General features: G+C 66.2%; 16 protein-coding genes and 1 pseudogene. 9 read left to right on the top strand and 8 right to left on the bottom strand.

The window, feature by feature from the left end; translation table 11 throughout:
- Positions 1 to 86 precede the first annotated feature (86 nt).
- Both D3874_RS09910 and D3874_RS09915 read right to left on the bottom strand, forming a co-directional pair.
- Complete coding sequence (locus D3874_RS09910; RefSeq protein ID WP_233559897.1) at positions 87 to 1085, bottom strand: NADPH:quinone oxidoreductase family protein; 999 nt, start codon at positions 1083 to 1085, stop codon at positions 87 to 89.
- Between the two features lie 76 nt (positions 1086 to 1161).
- Complete coding sequence (locus D3874_RS09915) at positions 1162 to 2139, bottom strand: NAD(P)H-dependent flavin oxidoreductase (RefSeq protein WP_119777946.1); 978 nt, start codon at positions 2137 to 2139, stop codon at positions 1162 to 1164.
- Between the two features lie 172 nt (positions 2140 to 2311).
- Between D3874_RS09915 and D3874_RS09920 the strand changes: the two genes are divergently transcribed.
- Positions 2312 to 3193 (top strand): alpha/beta fold hydrolase, encoded by an 882-nt coding sequence (locus tag D3874_RS09920; RefSeq protein WP_158595922.1) that lies wholly within the window; start codon positions 2312 to 2314, stop codon positions 3191 to 3193.
- Here D3874_RS09920 and trmFO read toward each other — a convergent pair.
- Positions 3144 to 4493 (bottom strand): methylenetetrahydrofolate--tRNA-(uracil(54)-C(5))-methyltransferase (FADH(2)-oxidizing) TrmFO, encoded by a 1350-nt coding sequence (gene trmFO / locus D3874_RS09925; RefSeq protein ID WP_119777947.1) that lies wholly within the window; start codon positions 4491 to 4493, stop codon positions 3144 to 3146. The two genes, D3874_RS09920 and trmFO, sit on opposite strands and share 50 nt — an antisense overlap.
- Before the next feature lie 32 nt (positions 4494 to 4525).
- Positions 4526 to 5953 (bottom strand): amidase, encoded by a 1428-nt coding sequence (locus D3874_RS09930; RefSeq protein ID WP_119777948.1) that lies wholly within the window; start codon positions 5951 to 5953, stop codon positions 4526 to 4528.
- 160 nt (positions 5954 to 6113) lie between these two features.
- Here D3874_RS09930 and D3874_RS09935 point away from each other — a divergent pair, with 160 nt between their 5' ends.
- Positions 6114 to 6677 (top strand): TetR/AcrR family transcriptional regulator, encoded by a 564-nt coding sequence (locus D3874_RS09935; RefSeq protein ID WP_147385605.1) that lies wholly within the window; start codon positions 6114 to 6116, stop codon positions 6675 to 6677.
- 147 nt (positions 6678 to 6824) lie between these two features.
- Here D3874_RS09935 and D3874_RS09940 read toward each other — a convergent pair whose 3' ends face one another.
- The gene (locus D3874_RS09940) at positions 6825 to 7214 is read right to left on the bottom strand and encodes an SRPBCC family protein (protein ID WP_119777950.1); all 390 of its coding nucleotides are present in this window, start codon (positions 7212 to 7214) and stop codon (positions 6825 to 6827) included.
- Between the two features lie 172 nt (positions 7215 to 7386).
- Between D3874_RS09940 and D3874_RS09945 the strand changes: the two genes are divergently transcribed.
- Positions 7387 to 7950: a hypothetical protein gene (locus D3874_RS09945; protein WP_147385606.1), complete on the top strand. Its 564-nt coding sequence runs from the start codon at positions 7387 to 7389 to the stop codon at positions 7948 to 7950.
- A 205-nt stretch (positions 7951 to 8155) separates the two neighbouring features.
- On the opposite strand, the gene D3874_RS09950 is transcribed toward D3874_RS09945, so the two are convergent.
- Together D3874_RS09950 and uvrA are read right to left on the bottom strand one after the other, a co-directional pair.
- On the bottom strand, positions 8156 to 8605 hold the full coding sequence (locus D3874_RS09950; protein WP_147385607.1) for a hypothetical protein: 450 nt from the start codon (positions 8603 to 8605) through the stop codon (positions 8156 to 8158).
- Between the two features lie 5 nt (positions 8606 to 8610).
- Positions 8611 to 11484 (bottom strand): excinuclease ABC subunit UvrA, encoded by a 2874-nt coding sequence (gene uvrA, locus D3874_RS09955; protein WP_119777953.1) that lies wholly within the window; start codon positions 11482 to 11484, stop codon positions 8611 to 8613.
- Positions 11485 to 11671: 187 nt separating this feature from the next.
- Here uvrA and ssb point away from each other — a divergent pair, with 187 nt between their 5' ends.
- The 5 genes from ssb to msrA all read left to right on the top strand — a co-directional run bounded on the left by ssb (position 11672) and on the right by msrA (position 15756).
- Positions 11672 to 12196, top strand: a complete 525-nt coding sequence (gene ssb, locus D3874_RS09960; RefSeq protein ID WP_119777954.1) for a single-stranded DNA-binding protein — start codon at positions 11672 to 11674, stop codon at positions 12194 to 12196.
- 76 nt (positions 12197 to 12272) lie between these two features.
- Complete coding sequence (locus tag D3874_RS09965) at positions 12273 to 12695, top strand: hypothetical protein (protein ID WP_147385608.1); 423 nt, start codon at positions 12273 to 12275, stop codon at positions 12693 to 12695.
- Positions 12696 to 13028: 333 nt separating this feature from the next.
- A complete protein-coding gene (locus tag D3874_RS09970; protein WP_119777956.1) occupies positions 13029 to 13862 on the top strand; it encodes a pilus assembly protein TadG-related protein in 834 nt (277 codons plus the stop codon).
- A 20-nt stretch (positions 13863 to 13882) separates the two neighbouring features.
- Positions 13883 to 14950 carry a hypothetical protein gene (locus D3874_RS09975; RefSeq protein WP_119777957.1) on the top strand — a complete coding sequence of 356 codons (1068 nt, stop codon included), beginning with the start codon at positions 13883 to 13885 and terminating at the stop codon, positions 14948 to 14950.
- Between the two features lie 86 nt (positions 14951 to 15036).
- Positions 15037 to 15756 carry a peptide-methionine (S)-S-oxide reductase MsrA gene (gene msrA, locus D3874_RS09980; protein WP_119777958.1) on the top strand — a complete coding sequence of 240 codons (720 nt, stop codon included), beginning with the start codon at positions 15037 to 15039 and terminating at the stop codon, positions 15754 to 15756.
- A 43-nt stretch (positions 15757 to 15799) separates the two neighbouring features.
- Here msrA and D3874_RS09985 read toward each other — a convergent pair whose 3' ends face one another.
- Entirely contained in the window at positions 15800 to 16711 is a 912-nt protein-coding gene (locus D3874_RS09985) for a DUF2167 domain-containing protein (RefSeq protein WP_158595923.1), read from the bottom strand.
- Positions 16712 to 17196: 485 nt separating this feature from the next.
- Between D3874_RS09985 and gyrA the strand changes: the two are divergent.
- Positions 17197 to 19892, top strand: a pseudogene (gyrA, locus tag D3874_RS09990) (DNA gyrase subunit A).
- Positions 19893 to 19930: the final 38 nt, after the last annotated feature.

The raw sequence follows: 19930 nt of genomic DNA on the forward strand, positions 1-19930 counted from the left end.
CATTCCGGCGAAGGCCGGAATCCATTGCGACATCTCGCGCTGCCCCAGAATGGATTCCGGCCTTCGCCGGAATGACGGCTGTGAGGTTACGCCTCGTGCCTCAGATCCAGCACCAGCCGGCCCACCGCCGAGCGGCCGGCGACGGCGCCCAGTGCCGAGGCGAAATCGGCGAAGGGGATGGTCTTGCCTGGGAGCGGCTGCAACTTGCCCGACTCGACCCAGTCCAGCAGGACCTTGGTATTGGCCAGGTTCTTGGCCGGCTGATGGAAGATGCCGAAGCGGGCATAGTCGACCCCCACCAGGTCGGCCCCCTTCAGCAGGGCCAGGTTGAAGGGCAGGGCCGGGATGGTGCCGGCGGCAAAGCCCACCACCAGGTGGCGGCCGCCCCAGGCCAGGCTGCGGAAGGCCGGCTCGGCGTAAGCGCCGCCGACGGAATCGAACACCAGATCCAGCTTGTCGGTCAGGCCCTTCAAGGCCTCACGCCAGTTGGGGGCGGTGTAGTCGACGGCGGCATCGGCGCCCAGCGACAGGGCATAGTCGCGCTTGTCGGCCGAGGAGGCGGCGGCGATGACCGTGAGGCCCAGCGCCTTGCCGACCTGCACGGCGGCGGAGCCCAGCGCCCCACCGGCGCCCAGCACCAGCAAGGTCTCGCCCGCCTGCGCCCGGCCGCGGTCGACCAGGCCGTGATAGGCGGTGCCGTAGTTCACCCGGAAGCCGGCGGCATCGGCGTCCGACAGGCTGTCGGGGATGACGGTCAAACCGGCCGCCGGTGCCACGGCGTACTCCGCGAAAGCGCCGGTGAAGCCCCAGCCGATCACTCGCTGGCCGACCGAGACAGCGGTGACACCCTCGCCCAGGCCGACGATCTCGCCCGCGTATTCCGAGCCGGGGGCAAAGGGCAGGGGCGGCTTCACCTGATAGCGGCCCGAGGCGATCAGCAGGTCGACGAAGCCGATGCCGGCCGCCCGTACCTTGATCAGCACCTCGCCGGCACCAGGTGCCGGCCGCGGGACGGTCTGGATCGTCATCGCCTCGATCGGGCCGAAGTCCTCGCACCAAACGGCGCGCATCGTTTGCTCGCTCAACGCCACCCTCCACTGAAAAACGGCTTGGGCGACGCATTGCTGCGTCGCCCCGGCTGCCACCTGGTACCGCGCAGAATCAGGCGGCCGCCGATGAGGAGGAAAGCGCTTTCGACGCCGTCCGGTATTCCGCTTCGAGCCGGTCGACAAAGGCCGCGACCGAGGTCACCGCCTTGACCGCGCCGATGCCCTGGCCGCTGCCCCAGATGTCGCGCCAGGCCTTGGAGGCGGACGAGCCGCCGGAACCAAAGCTCATGCCCGCGGCATTGCCGTCGGGCAGGTTGTCGGGGTCGAGGCCGGCGTTCACGATCGAGGGGCGCAGGTAATTGCCGTGTACGCCGGTGAACAGGCTCGAATAGACGATGTCGGCCGCGCTGCAGTCGACGATCGACTGCTTGTAGGCCGCATCTGCATTGGCTTCCTGCGTCGCGATGAAGGCCGAGCCGATATAGGCGAGGTCGGCCCCCATGGCCCGGGTCGCCAGCACGGCGGCGCCATGGGCGATCGCGCCCGACAGGATCAGCGGCCCGTCGAACCATTCGCGGATTTCCTGCACCAGGGCGAAGGGCGACAGGCGACCGGCATGGCCGCCGGCCCCGGCCGCGACCGCGATCAGGCCGTCGGCGCCCTTTTCCACCGCCTTGCGGGCATAGCGGTTGTCGATGATGTCGTGCAGGGTGATGCCGCCATAGGACTGCACCACCTGGTTCACGTCCTCACGCGCGCCCAGCGAGGTGATGACCAGGGGCACCTTCCATTTCACGCAGGCTTCCAGGTCGTGCTCCAGGCGGTCGTTGCTCTTGTGCACGATCTGGTTGACGGCGAAGGGGGCTGCCGGTCGGTCGGGGTTGTCGCGGGTCCAGGCCGCCAGTTCCTCGGTGATGCGGTGCAGCCATTCGTCGAGCAGGGCGGCCGGCCGCGCATTGAGCGCTGGGAACGAGCCGACGATGCCGGCCTTGCACTGGGCGATGACCAGGTCGGGGCCCGAGACGATGAACATCGGCGAGGCGATGACCGGCAGGCGCAGGCCCTTTGCGAGCAGCGGCGGAAGACTCATGAAGCGTATCCCTTTTCCTGGTTCGTCCCGTTGTCGGCATATTTTGACGACGTATTTAAATCAAAGAATTAAACACTACAACAAAAACCGGGCTTGGGCTTACCTGGGCGGTAATTGCGTCGGCCCGGGGCCGCGCCACCATGGCGGCTGGTTCCCGATCGCGAGGCTGCCCATGTTCCCAACCAAGAGCTTTACCCATCGGGGTGTGGACCTCGCCTATATGGTGGCCGGGCAGGGACCCCCAGTAATGCTGCTGCACGGCTGGCCCTTTCACAAGGCCAGCTTCCGCAAGTTGATCCCGCTGCTGGCCGATCGCTTCACCTGCTATGCGCTGGATGCTGCCGGCATGGGAGAATCCGGCTGGCTGCCCGATACGGATTTCGGTTTCCGCGCCCACGCCGGCCGGGTCAGGGCCTTGGCCGACCACCTGGGGTTCGAGCGCTACAGCGTTGTCGGCCACGACACCGGCGGGACGGTGGCGCGGTTCCTGGCCGCCGAGGATGGCGCCCGTGTCGACCGTGTCGTGGTGCTGGACAGCGAATGCCCGGGCCATCGGCCTTGGATGATCCCGCCGCTGCAGAAGCTCATGCGCAGCAGGCCCGGCCGGCGGGTCATGAAGCGGGTGATGGCGATGCCAGGCTTTGCGCGGCTTGCCCTGGGCGGCTGCTTTGTCGACAAGACCTTGCTGGATGCCGAGTTCCGCCGGCTGTTCGTCGGCTTCTGGCTGGCCGACGATCGGCGCTTCGGCGGTCTTGCCGGCTATCTGTGTGGTATCGACTTCGCCCTGGTCGACGAACTGGCCGACCTTCACCGGCGCATCGAGGCACCGGTCCTGTTCGTCTGGGGTGCCCGGGACACGATCTTCCCCCGCAGGATGGCCGAGCGGGTCGCCCGGGAGGCCCCGTGCTGTCATGCCTTCATCGCAGTCGAACAGGCGGGTTTTCTGGCCCATGAAGAGCGCCCGGCGGAAGTGGCGAGACACATCGCCGACTTCCTCGAGGCCGCTACTCAGCCGCTGCCGCAGGCTCGCCCAGCCAGGCACCAAGGTCGCTGAGGGCGCGGGCCGACATGCCCGACTTGCGATCGCCCTTGCGGACCTTGCCCACGAGCGGCGGAAACAGGCCGAAGTTGACGTTCATCGGCTGGAAGGTCTTGGCATCCGCGCCGCCGGTGACGTGGTTCAGCAGGGCGCCCAGGGCGGTGGTGGCGGGCGGCGGCGACAGCGGCAGGCCCAGGGCATCCGCGGCGGCAAAGCGCCCGGCGATCAGGCCCATGGCCGAGCTTTCGACGTAACCCTCGACGCCGGTGACCTGGCCGGCAAAGCGCAAGGCGGGCCGGGCCTTCAAGCGCAGGGTCCCGTCCAGCAGGCGCGGGCTGTTGATGAAGGTGTTGCGGTGCAGGCCGCCCAGGCGGGCGAAGACGGCATTCTCCAGCCCCGGAATGGTGCGGAAGACGCGGGTCTGTTCGGCGTGTTTCAGCTTGGTCTGGAAGCCGACCAGATTGTAGAGCGTGCCCAGGGCATTGTCCTGGCGCAGTTGCACCACGGCGAAGGGACGCCGGCCGGTGTGCGGGTCGGTCAGGCCGACCGGCTTCATCGGGCCGAAGGACAGGGTGTCGGGCCCGCGTTCGGCCATCACCTCGATCGGCAGGCAACCCTCGAAATAGGGCGTGTCCTTTTCCCACTGCTTGAAATCGGTCTTCTCGCCGGTCAGCAGGGCATCAATGAAGGCATAGTACTGGTCGCGGTCCATGGCGCAGTTGATGTAGTCGGCGCCATCGCCCTTGTCGTAACGCGACTGATACCAGGCGCGCGCCATGTCGATGCTGTCCCTGTGCACGATCGGGGCGATCGCGTCGAAGAAGGACAAGCTGTCCTCGCCGGTGAAGGCCCGGATCGCCTCGGCCAGGGCGGGCGAGGTCAGGGGGCCGGTGGCGACCACCACATTGGCCCAGTCTGCGGGCGGCAGGCCGGCGACTTCCTCGCGCCGGATCTCGACCAGCGGCTGCGCTTTCAACGCCGCCTCGACGGCCTGGGAGAAACCGTCGCGGTCGACCGCCAGGGCGCCGCCCGCCGGCACCTTGTGGGCATCGGCGGCGCGCATGATCAGGCTGCCGGCGCGGCGCATTTCCTCGTGCAGCAGGCCGACGGCATTGGAGACCGCATCGTCCGAGCGGAAGGAGTTGGAGCAGACGAGCTCGGCCAGGCCGTCGGTCGAATGGGCATCGGTGCCGCGCACCGGGCGCATCTCGTGCAGGACGACGGGCACGCCCTGGCGGCTGATCTGCCAGGCGGCTTCCGAGCCGGCAAGGCCGCCGCCGATGACGTGAACGGGAGAGAGAGGGGCATTGGTCATGCCCCTCCCTATACCGATTTGTGACGGCTGCGTCAGCCCCAGACCGCGGGCTTGCGGTCGGCCCAGGGGAGGGCGCGTTCCAGATCGGCGGCCAGGGCGATCAGGGTGCCCTCGTCGCCGAAGCGGCCGACGATCTGCACGCCCACCGGCAGGCCGTCGGCGCTCTGGTGCAGGGGCAGGCTGATGGCGGGCTGGCCGGTGAAGTTGAACACCGGCGTGTTCACATAGTCGCCGGCCTTGCCCAGGGTCCCGGCCCAGTCGGGCGAGGTCACGTCGAAATAGCCCAATGCCACCGGCGGGCGGGTCAGGGTGGTGGTGACCAGGACGTCGACCGTCTCGAAGAACTGGGCGATGAAGCGCGAGATCCGCTGCAGCATGACCTGGGCGACCACATAGTCAGCCGCCGTGGTCTTGCTGGCGTGCTCGACCAGGGCCAGGGTCATCGGCTCCAGCGTGTCGGGGCCGGCCGCGCGGCCGCCCAGCATGGCTGCACCCTTGGTGATCGCGGCCATGCCGGCGGTCCACAGGGTCATGAAGGCGCCGGTCACCAGGTCGGCCGGGGCGGCGGGCATGTCGCCCGCGATGTGATGGCCGGCGGCTTCCAGGGCCTTGGCGGTCTTGTTCACCGCGGCCACGCAGTCGTCGTGCAGGGGCCGGCCCATGAAATCGCTGGTGGCGACGGCGACCTTCAGGGGCCGTCCGACACCCTTCAACTCGTCCATGTAGGGCCGCTTGGGCGGCGGCGCCCAATAGGGGTCGCCGATGTCGGGGCCGGCGGTGGCGTCGAGCGCCGCGGCGGTATCGCGCACGCTACGGCTCACCACATGATCGCAGACCAGGCCGCCCAGGGCATCGCCCAGGTCCGGGCCCAGCGGGTTGCGGGCGCGGGTCGGCTTCAGGCCCACCAGGCCGCAGGCGGCGGCGGGAATGCGGATCGAGCCGCCGCCGTCGTTGGCATGGGCCAGGGGCAAGCAGCCGGCCGCCACCATGGCGGCGGAACCGCCGGACGAGCCGCCGGTCGAATGCCCGGTATTCCAGGGGTTGCGGGCCGGGCCGTAGAACAGCGACTCGGTGGTCGGCAGGATGCCGAATTCGGGCGCATTGGTCTTGCCGAAGATGTTGAGCCCGGCGCGTTTGTAGCGCAGGGTCAATTCACTGTCGTGATCGTCTTCGATTCCCTCGAACAGGCGCGACGCCTGGCGGGTGGAAAGGCCGACGCACTGGGCGTTGATGTCTTTCAGCAGGAAGGGCACGCCGGCAAAGGGGCCATCGGGCAAACCGTCCCGGGCTGCCTGGCGGGCCATGTCGTAGGCTTTCTGGACGACGCCGTTCAGGCTCGGGTTGTGCTTTTCCACCAGGGCGATGGCGGTCTCGAGCAGTTCGAGCGGGGTAACCTGCTTGGTCTTGACCAGGCCAGCCAGCCCCAGGCCGTCGTGCTTGAGATAGTCCGAGACCTGCATGGTGTTTCCCCTGTGCGTTGTTATATGAGTTTATGTCATATTTGGTGATATAGATGCCGCGCTCCAAGGTCAAGACAGTGGCGACCGCGCCACCACCATTGCCCCCGCCGGGGCGCCGCGCCGCCGCCCGGTGCAGGCGCGCGGCCGCAAGCGGGTCGAGATGATCATCGACGCCGCGCAACTGCTGATCCGCGAGAAGGGTGCCGATGCCCTGAAGATGAGCGAGATCGCGGTGGCCGCCGGCGTGCCCATCGGCTCGATCTATCAGTTCTTCGCCGATCGCGGCGCGATCCTGCGGGCGCTGGCCGAGCGCTATATGGAGCAGAACCGACGCCTGATGGAAGGCACCATGCGCAACATCAAGACGGTCGAGGACGCGCGGCGCAAGCTGTGGGCCGGCCTCGACCAGTCCTATGAGACCAACTGGCGTGATCCGGCCTTTCGCGACGTCTGGTTCGGCCTGCTGGCCGACCGGGAACTGCAGCAGGTCAACCACGCCGCGACCAGGCGCTCGGCCGCGATCATCGTCAACGCCATCAAGCACCTGTTCCCGCATCTGAGCGCGCAGCGCCTGATGCTGGCGACCGAGACCATGGTGCACATGAGCGAGGGCCTGGTGCGCTCCATCAGCCTGGAGGACGAGAGCATCGGCCAGGCCATGTTGGGCGAGTTCAAGCACCTGATCGCGCTCTACCTGCGGGACCTGTCGACAGCGGCGGATTGACCGCTTCCAACCTCACGACCCGGCCTGTCATCAGCATGGATCCCGGATCAAGTCCGGGATGACGCTCGTGGGTGGATCGCGTGTAACCACAATGTGCCGCTGTACTGCCCGAAATCCGGGACCGCAGGCGCCCGGCGGCGTGCGGGCCTAACCCTCCAGCAGGGCTTTGAGGGCGGCCAGGTCCCGGGTGACCAGCGCGGCATCGCGGGCATGGTCGTCATCGGTCATCGCGGGCAGGCGGTAGAGGATGAAGACGACTTCCGCACCCTCGCCATTGGCGATGACGCGCAGGGGAATGTAGATCTCGTCGCCGGCCGGCGGCGTCACCCAGTGGTCGACCACGCCGAAGGCGTTGGGCGGCGTGAAGCGCACCGCCATCACGCCGTCTGCCGTCCGGGTCAGCCACTGCGCGCCGTCGCGTTCCAGGGCGCCGAGGCCGGCCGCCCAGCGCGGGAAATTCTCCGGCGCGGCCAGGAAGGCGTAGACGTCGCGCCAGGGCCGGCCGATCTGTACGGTGATTGCGCGCGATGCGAGCATGGAGGTCTCCCCGTTTCCATTGTCTGATGCCGGCCGTGGTTTCCGGGATTTTTTCGGCGTCGGCAGGCCGCTCGTGCTAGTGTCGGCGCACAATAGGGCAAAACCGGACCGGGCTGGCGTGACTTACAGGACCGATGTACGAGATCGGCTGCTTCAGGCTGCCGAGGATTTGGTGCGTGCCAAAGGCTTGCCGCAGACGACCATCGAGGCGGTGGCGGCGCAGGCCGACGTGCCGCTGGACCAGGCCCAGGCGGCCTTTCCCGACCCTGTGGCGCTGAAACTGGCACTGGCCCAACGCTATCGCGGCGCCAACAACGACATCTTCCTGTTCGCCCTGCGCGAGATCGCCAGCTTCGACGATGCCGTGCATATGCTGCAAAAGGCGTTCGAGAGCTATTTCGAGGTCTTCGTCGCCGACGGCACGACCCGCGATGTCTGGACCGACCTGCTGATGGACCGCGACCTGCGGCCCTCCAACCTGGCCGAGGTGGTCAAGAACGCGGCCCAGGTCTGCGACGTGCTGCAGCCGATCGTGCCGGAAATTTCGCGCGCCCGGCTGGCGACCGCGGTCGAGATGATGATCCACATGAGCGACACCATCGCCCGCTGGGCCGCCATGCGCGAGCCCCAGGCCGCCCGCGCCATGCTCGATGAATTCAAGCATCTCATCGCCCTCTACGGCGCCGACCTGCAGGCGCGGAGCCGGCGCACGCCCTTGCTGGGCACCGATACCTGACTATTCGGCGACGGCGGCGCGCTTGCGTGTCCGGGGCCTGTTCCCAAAAGTCTAGGTTCGTGGCACGGGGTGTATCGGACAATGATCTTGCGTGGTTCGACAGGCTCACCATGAGGAAAGTCTTTTTGCCATAAAGATTCTCCTCATCCTGAGCCTGTCGAAGGACGCACGGCATACCCGCAGGCCGGCGATTTTGAAACAGGCTCTAGACGAGTGACCAAGCCAGGCGCCGGTCAAAGACAGGTTCACCAATGATCGCCGCATAGGCGCTGCTTGCCTCGATGAACGCCTGGAACGTTCCTAGTTCCGCGCGTGTACTGCACCATTTGTCGCCTTCCCCAACCGCCATCAAAGCCGGGGTCGGTCGATAGAGAAGGCTACAATTCAGTTGGCTGATTGCATCGTCGTCCTGCTCGTCGGCCGTGATGAATTGGCGCGTGATATCGAACTCGAAGTGCGTTCCAGCGCCCCAGTCATAGGTGCCGAACTGGAGCAGCAGCATGTCGCCGCCATCCGGTGCCAGGTTGGAGAACTCGACGCGCTCGTAAAAACCCAGCAAGCAACTGACGAAATCCTTGAGTGGCGCTTGGCGGATATCCAAACCTTGGTGCTGAAAGAACTGTGTTACCGCTTCGAGGGACTGCGACGGCGCCATGGCCGTCACTCCGCGACGGCGGCGCGCTTGCGTGCCTTGGGCTTGCGTTCGCGCGCCAGGATCTCGGCCAGGTAACGGCCGGTGTGGCTGCGCGGCTCCAGCACCACATCCTCGGGCGGGCCTTCGGCGACGATCTCGCCGCCGCCGTTGCCGCCTTCGGGGCCCAGATCGATGATCCAGTCGGCGGTCTTGATCACCTCCAGATTGTGCTCGATGACCAGGACGGTGTTGCCGGTGTCGACCAGCGCCTGTAGGACTTCCAGCAGCTTGCGCACATCCTCGAAATGCAGGCCGGTGGTCGGCTCGTCGAGGATGTAGAGGGTGCGGCCGGTGGCCCGCTTGGCCAGTTCCTTGGCCAGCTTCACCCGCTGGGCTTCGCCGCCCGACAGCGTGGTGGCCTGCTGGCCCACCTTGATGTAGCCCAGGCCCACGCGTTTCAGCGTTTCCAGCTTGTCGCGCACCGCGGGCACCGCCTTGAAGAAGTCGCAGCCTTCCTCGATCGTCATGTCCAGCACGTCGGCGATCGACTTGTCCTTGAACATGACCTCGAGGGTTTCACGGTTGTAGCGCCGGCCCTTGCAGACGTCGCACTGGACATAGACGTCGGGCAGGAAGTGCATCTCGATCTTGATCACGCCGTCGCCCTGGCAGGCCTCGCAGCGCCCGCCCTTGACGTTGAACGAGAAGCGCCCCGGCTTGTAGCCGCGGGATTCCGCCTCAGGCAGGCCGGCGAACCAGTCGCGGATCGGCGTGAAGGCGCCGGTATAGGTCGCCGGGTTCGAGCGCGGCGTGCGCCCGATCGGCGACTGGTCGATGTCGATCACCTTGTCGATATGGTCGACGCCGTCGATCGACTCATGGGGTGCCGCCAGTTCGCGGGCACCGTTCAGGCGGCGGTGCAAGCCCTTGTACAGGGTTTCCACCACCAGGGTCGACTTGCCGCCGCCCGAGACGCCGGTGACGCAGGTGAAGGTGCCCAGCGGAATGCTGGTCGTTACGTTCTGCAAATTGTTGCCGCGGGCACCGGTGACGGTCAGCACCCGCTTCTTGTTGAAGGGCCGGCGCAGGGGCGGGATGGGGACCGAGCGCACGCCCGACAGGTATTGGCCGGTCAGGCTCTTGGGATCGGCCATGATCTGGGCCGGCGTCCCCTCGGCGACGATCTCGCCGCCATGCACGCCGGCCGCCGGCCCCATGTCGATGACATGGTCGGCGGTGCGGATGGCATCCTCGTCATGCTCGACCACGATGACCGTATTCCCTAAGTCGCGCAGGCGCTTCAGGGTCTCGATCAGGCGGTCGTTGTCGCGCTGGTGCAGGCCGATCGACGGCTCGTCCAGGACATAGAGCACGCCAGTCAACCCTGAGCCGATTTGCGAGGCGAGGCGAATACGCTGGCTCTCGCCGCCCGACAGGGTGCCCGAGGCCCGCGCCATGGTCAGGTAGTCGAGGCCGACATTGACCAGGAAGCCCAGCCGCTCGTTGATTTCCTTCAGAATCCGCGCGGCGATCTCCGCCTGCTTGGGCGTCAGCTTGTCGCCCAGGGCCAGGAACCACTTGGCGGCGTCGGCGATCGATTTCTCGGTCACTTCGCCCACATGCAGGCCGCCGATCTTCACCGCCAGCGCTTCGGGCTTCAGGCGGTGGCCATGGCAGGCCTCGCATTCCGACGCCGACTGATAGGCGGCGAGTTCCTCGCGCATCCAGTCGCTCTCGGTTTCCTTCCAGCGCCGCTGCAGATTGGGCAGCACGCCCTCGAACGGTTTGGTCGTCTGGAACCGCCGGCTGCCGTCCTCGTAGGTCATGGTGATGGCTTCGCGGCCCGAGCCGTTGAGGAGCAGGTCGCGCACCTTCTCCGGCAATTCGCGCCACGGCTTGTTCAGGCTGAACTTGAAGGCCTTGGCCAAGCTGTCCAGGGTCTGGTGGAAAAACGCCGAGGTGGTCTTGGCCCAGGGCACGATGGCGCCGCGCGCCAGGCTCAGGTTCTCGTCAGGCACCACCAGGGCCGGATCGAAATAGAGCTTGGTGCCCAGTCCGTCGCACACCGGGCAGGCGCCGAAGGGGTTGTTGAAGGAGAACAGCCGGGGCTCGATCTCGTCGATGGTGAAGCCCGAGACGGGGCAGGCGAACTTCTGGCTGAAGATCGTGCGCTCGCCATTGTCGGCATTCTCGGCCACGGCAATGCCGTCCGCCAGTTCAAGCGCCGTCTCAAAACTATCGGCCAAGCGCTGGGAAATATTGCCTCTTACCACCACGCGGTCGACCACCACGTCGATGTCGTGCTTCACCTTCTTGTTCAAGGTCGGGGCGTCGGCGATCTCGTACAGGGTGCCGTCGATCTTCACCCGCTGGAACCCGCGCTTCTGCAGGTCGGCCAGTTCCTTGCGGTATTCCCCCTTGCGGCCGCGCACGAAGGGCGCCAGCAGGTAGAGGCGGGTGCCCTCGGCCAGGCTCATCACCCGGTCGACCATCTGGCTCACGGTCTGGCTTTCGATCGGCAGGCCGGTGGCGGGCGAGTAGGGCACGCCGATGCGGGCATAGAGCAGGCGCAGATAATCGTAGATCTCGGTCACCGTACCCACGGTCGAGCGCGGGTTGCGCGAGGTCGTCTTCTGTTCGATCGAGATCGCCGGCGACAGGCCCTCGATGTGATCGACATCGGGCTTCTGCATCAGTTCCAGGAACTGCCGGGCATAGGCCGACAGGCTTTCGACATAGCGCCGCTGGCCTTCGGCATAGATGGTGTCGAAGGCCAGCGACGACTTGCCCGAGCCCGACAGGCCGGTGATCACCACCAGGCGGTCGCGCGGAATGTCGACGTCGACGTTCTTGAGATTGTGCTCACGGGCGCCGCGGACGGAAATGAACTTGGACGACATGGGGCCTCACGCACGCGAACCGGCGCCGGACGGGAAGTGTGATATGGGGTCGGGCATCATGGAAAGTCCAGGTGCCCTCGGCCATGATTATGAGCTAGAACCACCTCAACATGCCACTTGAACGAGTCGGCATATTTGTTCCTATTATGTTCCAGTTTTGCGGTGCTGCAAGCACCAAGGGAGAGCCATGGCAGGCAGCGTCAACAAGGTCATCCTGGTCGGCAATCTGGGGCGCGACCCTGAATCCCGCACCTTGCAGGATGGTAACCCGGTGGTGAACCTGTCGGTGGCAACATCCGACACCTGGAAGGACAAGATGTCGGGCGAGCGCAAGGAGCGCACCGAATGGCACCGGGTGGTCATTTTCAACGAGAACCTGGCCAAGATCGCCCAGAACTATCTGCGCAAGGGCTCCAAGGTCTATATCGAAGGCTCGCTCCAGACCCGCAAATGGACCGACCAGTCCGGGGCCGAGAAATTTTCGACCGAGGTGGTGCTGCAGCGCTTCCGCGGCGAGCTGACCCTGCTGGACGGCAAGGGTGAGGGCGGCGGCTTTGGCAGCGGCGATGACGACAGCGATCCCGGTTACGGCGGCGGCGGCGGTGGCCGTTCCAGCGGCGGCTTCGGCGGCGGTAGCGGTCGTTCGGGCGGCGGCGGTGGCCGTGGCGGCCCCGGCGGCGGCCCGGGCCTGGACGACGAAATCCCGTTCTGAGCCTGATTGGCCGGAACGTCCGGCCGTCAGGGTGAAGGCAAGTCACGGCACCTGCCGCTTACCGCAGGAGACGAATATGCGTATTTTTTCGTGCTCGCTCGCCCTCGCCCTGAGCATGGCCGGCGGGGCCGCATCCTGGGCGGCAGGGTCCGGTCCCCAGGGCCGCTATGTGCTGGATGTCGACGCGACCTATCAGGCGTTCGAGGCCGCCGGCGCCGCCACGCCGCAGACGCGCAAGACCCTGGAGCAGCAGAAGGGCCTGATGGTCATCGTCTTCCAGGGCGAAAGCGCCTCGTTCGTGACCGGGCCGCTTCTGGGCAACAAGACGAGCGGCCAGTGCGATTGGCGGCTCGACGCCGCCGACCTGAAATTCGAGCGCTGCCGGCAGCCCGACGGCAGCCCCTTCAGCGTCAGCGGGGCGGTTCGTTTCGAGGCGGCCGCCAACAGCCTGACCATCCAGGGCAACGCCCCGGGGCCGCTCACCTACCGCCCGGACTAGAGGGCGCCCATTTTTGCGGTAAAAGCATCCGTAATGGGAATATATGGCCGGCGAGCCGTGCGCGCGAGCGCGATGGAGCGGCACGATCGCCAGGGCATGCGGACAGGCTTGCTCCATAGAAAAACGCCGGTTTTCCTAGAGGAAAAGCTGGAATTCCAGGGGTGATCGGCTGGCAGAGCCGATCGGCCGCAATCCCTGGTGGGCGGCGAACGCGCGAATATTCCCCCTATTTTGATATCAAAGTGGATCGGAAACGGGGTGATTTGGCCAATCCCCGCAATAGGCTGCAAATGGGATTCGAGTTTGGTTGTGTCGGCTTCCAGGGGCCTAAAAATGCGCGAATTGACATCGAGGCAGTCGCATGGCGAGCGGGGTGCGGCGGCCATGCTCTTCGCGGTCGCGCTGCCGCTGCTGCTGGTCATGTCCGCCTTCGTCGTCGACCTGGGCTATGCCTACTACTCGAAGCAGCGATTGCAGGATTCCCTCGATCTGGCCGCCATCGCCGCCGCTGGCGCCCTGGACGGTTCGGGCGCCGAACGGGCGAACGCACGCAACGCCGCGCTGAACACCATGATCGCCAACGATTTTCCGGCGCAATCCCTGACCGGGATCGACTTTGGCAACTACAGCCGCACGCGCGCCCTGGGCAGCCGCTTCCAGGCTTCGGGCAGCAACATGAACTCGCCCAACGCCGTCAAGCTGACCGGGACGACCGACTCCCCGCGGTTTTTTTCCCGGATCATCGCCACGGATGCGTTTGATCTGGATGTCACCTCGACCGCGGTTACCACCGGCCGCTACACGACGGTGAAGATCGCGAGCGGCCTGGCCAACCTGGACGAGGGGCTGCTCAATGCGCTGCTGGGCGCCTTGCTGGGCGGGAATGTCAGCCTCAGTGCCCTCGACTACAACGGTCTGGTCGGGGCGAACGTCGAACTGCTGTCGTTTCTGGACGCCTATGCCGTCAAGGTCGGCGCCACCGTCGGCGACTACGACGGCCTGTTGAGCGCGGATGCCTCGGTCCTGGGGGTCCTGGGGTCGTCACCGAACTGGCCCACAATGCCTATGACGGCGATCCGTCGGCCGTCGACCTCGGTGTCGGCCTGGGCGACGCCTTCCCGGGGATCAACAAGCTGCCGCTGCTCCAACTCCAGGACGTCAACCTGAAGCTGGGAGAGCTTCTGGGCGTGGGCCTTGGCAACAACGATGCCGGGCTTGCCATCCCGGTCAACGTCTTCGATCTGGTGACGGCATCGATCCTGGCCGCGTCGACCGCCGCCAACGCCACCGGGCAGCATCCCGTGTCGGTCTCCCTGGGGACGTTTCTCGGCGCCAGCCTGGATCTTTCGATCACCGAGCAGCCGCAACCGCCCCTGGGGTTCCGCAAGATCACCGAGGAAGACATCCGCAACGGCGACAACATCCTGCGCACCGCGCAGATCCGCCTGCTGCTGCGCGTCGACTGGCAGGGTGCGCTGAGCGGGGTGCTCGGCCTCGTCAACGGCCTGCTCGACATCGTGCAGCTTCTGGGGCTGGACGTCGATCTGCTGCCGACCTACGGCCCGAATGCCAACGACAATCTCAGCGTCGGCATCGCCGTCGCGCCGTCGCAGGTGCGCGTCACCAAGCTCGGCTGCGAACCGGCATCGACGGCCGATCGCTACGTCGGCATGGACATCGATACCGGCCTGGCCTCGGCCCATGTCGGCCAGATCGATCCCACCGACTTCCTGTCCAACAGCGCGCCGGCCCATGCCGATCCGTTCAACGTCCTTGGCATCGGCTATAATCTTTGGGGTCTCATCCAGCCGCCGCTCAAGATTCTGTCGGTCGATCTTGGGGTGAACCTGCCCATCGGTGCCCCGACCGCCTCGCCGGACGTCAAAGGAGCCGACACGCTGGACCAGGCGGTCTTTCCCGACATCTATGCGGCCTTCGCGCAGCCGGGGCATAAGTCCGACACGGCCGATTTTCCCAGCGGCACCTCGGTCGGCACGACCGATATCCTCTCCAATCTCGGCAAAAAACTGAAAGATGCTCTGAGGCTGCAAGTCTCGGGCGCCGTCGGGGGCCTTTTGCAGCCGATCGTCGATCTCGTCACGTTCGTCGCCGGCACCTTGATCGGCGACGTTCTCGGGCCGCTTCTCGATGGTATCGTCGACCTGCTGCTCGATACCCTGGGCGTTCGGATCGGCACGGCCGAGGTGGCGGTGATCGATCTTCAATGCGGCAGTGCCAGGCTGGTCCATCAGTAGCGCGGCCGGCGGACCGGGCAGCTCACCGTAACTTCAGGGCTGGCCCGGGCGAACCTGCTCTACAGGTTTTCCAAAGGATCGCCACCATGGTTGCCAGTGCCAGAATGACCCGCGCCGCCTTCCTGGGGCTGTTTGCCCTGCTGCCCGTGGGCGCCTTGCTGTGGCGCCTGCCGGCCCAATCGGCCGAGGCGGCCGTCGTCATCCCGCCGCCGGCGATCGACGTAGCGGCGGGCAGTGCCGAAACGGCCACGGCGGTCTTCGCCGGTGGCTGCTTCTGGGGTGTCCAGGGGGTGTTCCAGCATGTGACGGGCGTCACCGGTGCCGTCTCGGGCTATGCCGGCGGGGCGCAGGACACGGCGATCTACCAGATCGTCGGCAGCGGCCGCACCGGTCATGCCGAGGCGGTCGAGATCAGCTACGACCCCAGGCTGGTTTCCTACGGCACGCTGTTGCAGGTCTATTTCTCGGTCGCCCACGATCCGACCCAGCTCAATCGCCAGGGCCCCGACACCGGCACCCAATACCGCTCCACGGTTTTTCCGCAGAATGCCGAACAGCAGAAGATCACCGCGGCCTATATCGCACAATTGAACGAGGCCAAGGTCTTTGCCGGCCCGATCGCCACCACGCTGGAGCCTGGCAAGGCGTTCTATCCGGCCGAGCGGTATCATCAGGATTTCCTCACCCTGAACCCGACCTATCCCTATATCGTCTACAACGACCTGCCCAAGATCGAGAACCTCGAGCGCCTGTTCCCGGCGCTCTACCGCGAGAAGCCGGTCCTGGTCGGCGCGGCAACGAATTGATCGCCACGGCGTCTCCCGCAGGGCTGACTTTCGAAACAATCCTTCAGGCGTTGGGCGGTGTGCCACGCCGGCCGAAGAACCGCCTGATCGCCGCATAGATGCCGGCGCCGAAAGCCACCACGCCGATGGCGACCAGTTTCTTCGAGGCTATCAGCAAGGCGATCAGGCCCTTGAAGAAACCGGCCTTGGTCAGGAGGCCGCCGGCGATCAGGCCGGCGATGCCGTAGGCGGCGGTTTCGTCGACGTCGGGATTGAATTCGGCATAGGTATTGCCCTGGTCGAAATGGACCATGGCCAGGATCTTGTCCGAGGTCTGGTCGATATTCGGCAGGGCCGACATCGGGGCCACCACGTTCAGCTCGAGATAGCCGCGGCGGCCGAGCACGCGGATCTCGTAGTTCAGCGTTTCATCCGTCGCCGTGCCGAAGGTCAGGCGCTTGCCCCAATGGATCTTCTTGGCCACCGCGTCATAGCGCGGCTCGCGCGCCCAGCCCAGGAGGTGGACCTCCTCGTAACCCTGGGCGGCCCGCTCCTTGTTGCCTTCGGCCGTCGCCGCCTGCATGTCCTTCATCAATTGCTCGGCATCGAGGTCGGCGGCATCTTCGTCGCTGACGTAACCGGCTGGATTATAATAGACGATGACGGCCCAGCCTTCGGGCGAGAAGGGGGAGGGGTCGGTGGGCAGGATCATGCCCAGGGTGCCCTGGCCGGCCCCCGGCGGATTGCCCCACAGCTTGGTGAGCATGGTCTGGGCATCGGCCGGGCCTAGGTAGCGGAAGGCATCGGGCAGGTCGATCGTAGCCAAGCCGTTGTCGAGCTTGATGGCACCGCGGCGGAAATCGAGCGAGTTCACGATCCGCTCGAATTCGGCCTGGTCCTGCTGGGCCAGCGCGGGCGGAGCGACCGCAAACAGTGCCGCCAACCCCACGATCAGCGCGAATAAGCCTTGCCGCATGGGTCCCTCCATCGGTCGAACAGGCTGAAAGGCTAATCCGGTTGTTTTGCAAAGTCCATTGCCCGTCAAGATGGCTATCACCCAGGTAGTCGGCGCTCGGCGGACGGGCGGTGAAGGACGGCTTTGAGGGTGATTCCGGGGTTTGTCGGCGGGTTTTCGCGATGGCCTCCGCGGCGGCCTCTTCCTGGATTTCCGCATTGCCAAAAAAACCTTTTAGCCACAATGGCTTATGCGGCCTTTTTCACACCGGCAGAGGGCACCGGTGCGGCTTGCTTCGCGGGCCTGCGACTTGCTACAGTCGCGTTACGGAATCGGCCAGCGCCCGGCCTTCCTAGACGTCGATCACCGGCGCCCACAGCAAGCATTTCCCGTTGACCGAACCCAATACTGCAGACCAGCCGGAGCCGCAGGACGAAGGCGGCGCCGTCCCCCCTGGCGGTGTCCCTCCGCGTCACGACATCGTGCCGATCTCCATCGAAGAGGAGATGCGCACCTCCTACCTCTCCTATGCGATGAGCGTGATCGTGAGCCGGGCGCTGCCTGATGCGCGCGACGGCCTGAAGCCCGTGCATCGCCGCGTCCTCTACGCGATGAAAGAGGGCGGCTATGAGTGGAACAAGCCTTACCGCAAGTCGGCGCGCATCGTCGGCGAGGTGATGGGTAAATATCACCCGCACGGCGACTCGGCGATCTACATGGCCATGGTCCGGCTGGTCCAGCCGTTTTCGATGCGCCTGCCGCTGCTGGACGGGCAGGGCAATTTCGGCTCGATGGACGGCGATATGCCGGCCGCCATGCGATACACCGAAATTCGCATGGGCAAGCCCGCTCATGCGCTGCTCGAGGATATCGACAAGGATACGGTCGATTTCCAGGGCACCTACGACAATTCGGAATTCGAGCCGGTGGTCCTGCCGGCGCGCTTTCCCAACCTGCTGGTCAACGGCGCGGGCGGCATCGCCGTCGGCATGGCAACCAACATCCCGCCGCACAATCTGCGCGACGTTATCGATGCCTGCCTGGCCTACATGGAAGACCCGAACATCTCGCTCGATGCCCTGATCGACATCGTGCAAGCGCCCGACTTCCCGACGGGCGGCCTGATCATCGGCGGCGGCGGCGCGCGCCTCGCGCTGCAAACAGGGCGCGGTTCGGTCCTGATGCGGGCACGCACGCATTTCGAGGAGATCCGCAAGGATCGCGAGGCGATCATCGCGACCGAGATCCCCTACCAGGTCAACAAGGCCACCCTGCTCGAGAAGATCGGCGAGGAGATGCGCTCCAAGCGCATCGAAGGCATCGCCGAGGTGCGCGACGAATCCGACCGCGACGGCGTGCGCGTGGTGGTCGAGCTCAAGCGCGACGCGGTGGCCGATGTCGTGCTGAACCAGCTCTTCAAGCACACGCCGCTGCAGCAAAGCTTCGGCGTGCAGATGCTGGCGCTCAACCACGGCAAGCCCGAGTTGATGAACCTCAAGCAGCTGATCCACGCCTTCGTGGAATTCCGCGAGCAGGTCATCACGAGGCGCACCAAGTTCGAACTGAACAAGGCCCGCGACCGCGCCCATATCCTGGCCGGCCTGGCCGTCGCCGTCGCCAATATCGACGAGGTGATCCGGGTCATCCGCACCTCGCCCGATCCGGCGAGCGCGCGCGAGGCCCTGATGGGCCGCGACTGGCCGGTGGCCTCGGTCGATGCCCTGCTGAAACTGGTCGAGGAGACCGGCCAGCAAGGCGCCGTCGACGGCACCTACCGCCTGACCGAGATCCAGGCCCGTGCCATCCTCGACCTGCGCCTGCAGCGCCTCACGGCGCTCGGCCGCGACGAGGTCGAGGCCGAGCTCAAGGAACTGGGCACCCGCATCATCTACCTGCTCAGCATCCTGCGCAGCCGCGACGTGCTCTACGGCATCATGAAGGACGAGCTGGTCGCGGTTAAGGCCGAGTTCGGCAACGCCCGCCGGACCGAGGTGGTGGCCTATACCGGCGACCTCGAAGACGAGGACCTGATCCAGCGCGAGGACATGATCGTCACCGTCAGCCATGGCGGTTACATCAAGCGCGTGCCGTTGTCGGCCTATCGGGCGCAGCGCCGCGGCGGCAAGGGCAAGGTCGGCATGTCGACGCGCGACGAGGATTTCGTCAGCCGCGTCTTCGTCGCCAATACCCATACGCCCGTGCTGTTCTTCTCGTCGCGCGGCATCGCCTATCAGATGAAGGTCTGGCGCCTGCCCGAAGGGGCCCCCAGGCCCGGGGCAAGGCCCTGGTGAACCTGCTGCCCCTGGAAGCGGGCGAGCGCATCGCCACCGTCATGCCGATGCCCGAGGACGAGGAAAGCTGGGCCCGCCTGCACGTCGTCTTCGTGACCAGGAAGGGCAATATCCGCCGCAACGCCCTGTCCGACTTCGTCGATGTCCGCGCCAACGGCAAGATCGCCATGAAGTTCGAGGGCGAGGATGCCGACGACGAGCTGATCGCCGTGGCGCCCTGCGACGAAGGCCAGGACATCCTGCTGGCCGTCGATAGCGGCCGCGCCATCCGCTTCCCCGTGGGCGAGGTGCGCGAGTTCGCCAGCCGCCATTCGACCGGCGTGCGCGGCATCCGCCTAGACGAGGGGGCAAAGGTCGTCGACATGTGCCTGCTGGGCCATGTCGAGGCGGAGCCGGCCGAGTTGCGGGCCTATCTCAAGGCTGCCCGCAAGGCTGCCGCTGGTGGCGATGAAGAGATCGCCGACGTTGCTGTCGACGACGAGGAGGAGGGCGGCGAGGACGGCGCGGAAGTGGCCCTGTCGGACGAGCGTTTCGCCGAGCTTCAGGCACGCGAGGAGTTCCTGCTGACCGTGACCGAGAACGGTTACGGCAAGCGCAGTTCGGCCTATGAATACCGGCTGACGCGGCGCGGCGGCAAGGGCATCATCGCGATCCAGACCTCGGCCCGGAACGGCAATCTGACCGCGGCTTTCCCGGTCACCGACCGTGACCAGGTCATGCTGGTCACCGACGGCGGCCAGGTCATCCGCTGCCCCGTGCACGACGTGCGCGTGGCCAGCCGCAATACCCAGGGTGTCACCCTGTTCCGCACCGCCAAGGACGAGCATGTCGTCTCGGTCACCCGGATCGAAGACGGGATGGACGACGACGAGATCGAGGGCGAAACGGGCGAGGGGGCAACCGAAGCATGACCCGCATCGGCGTCTATCCCGGCACCTTCGACCCGCCG

The sequence above is a fragment of the Oleomonas cavernae genome (genome assembly GCF_003590945.1).
Lineage (GTDB): Bacteria > Pseudomonadota > Alphaproteobacteria > Zavarziniales > Zavarziniaceae > Zavarzinia > Zavarzinia cavernae.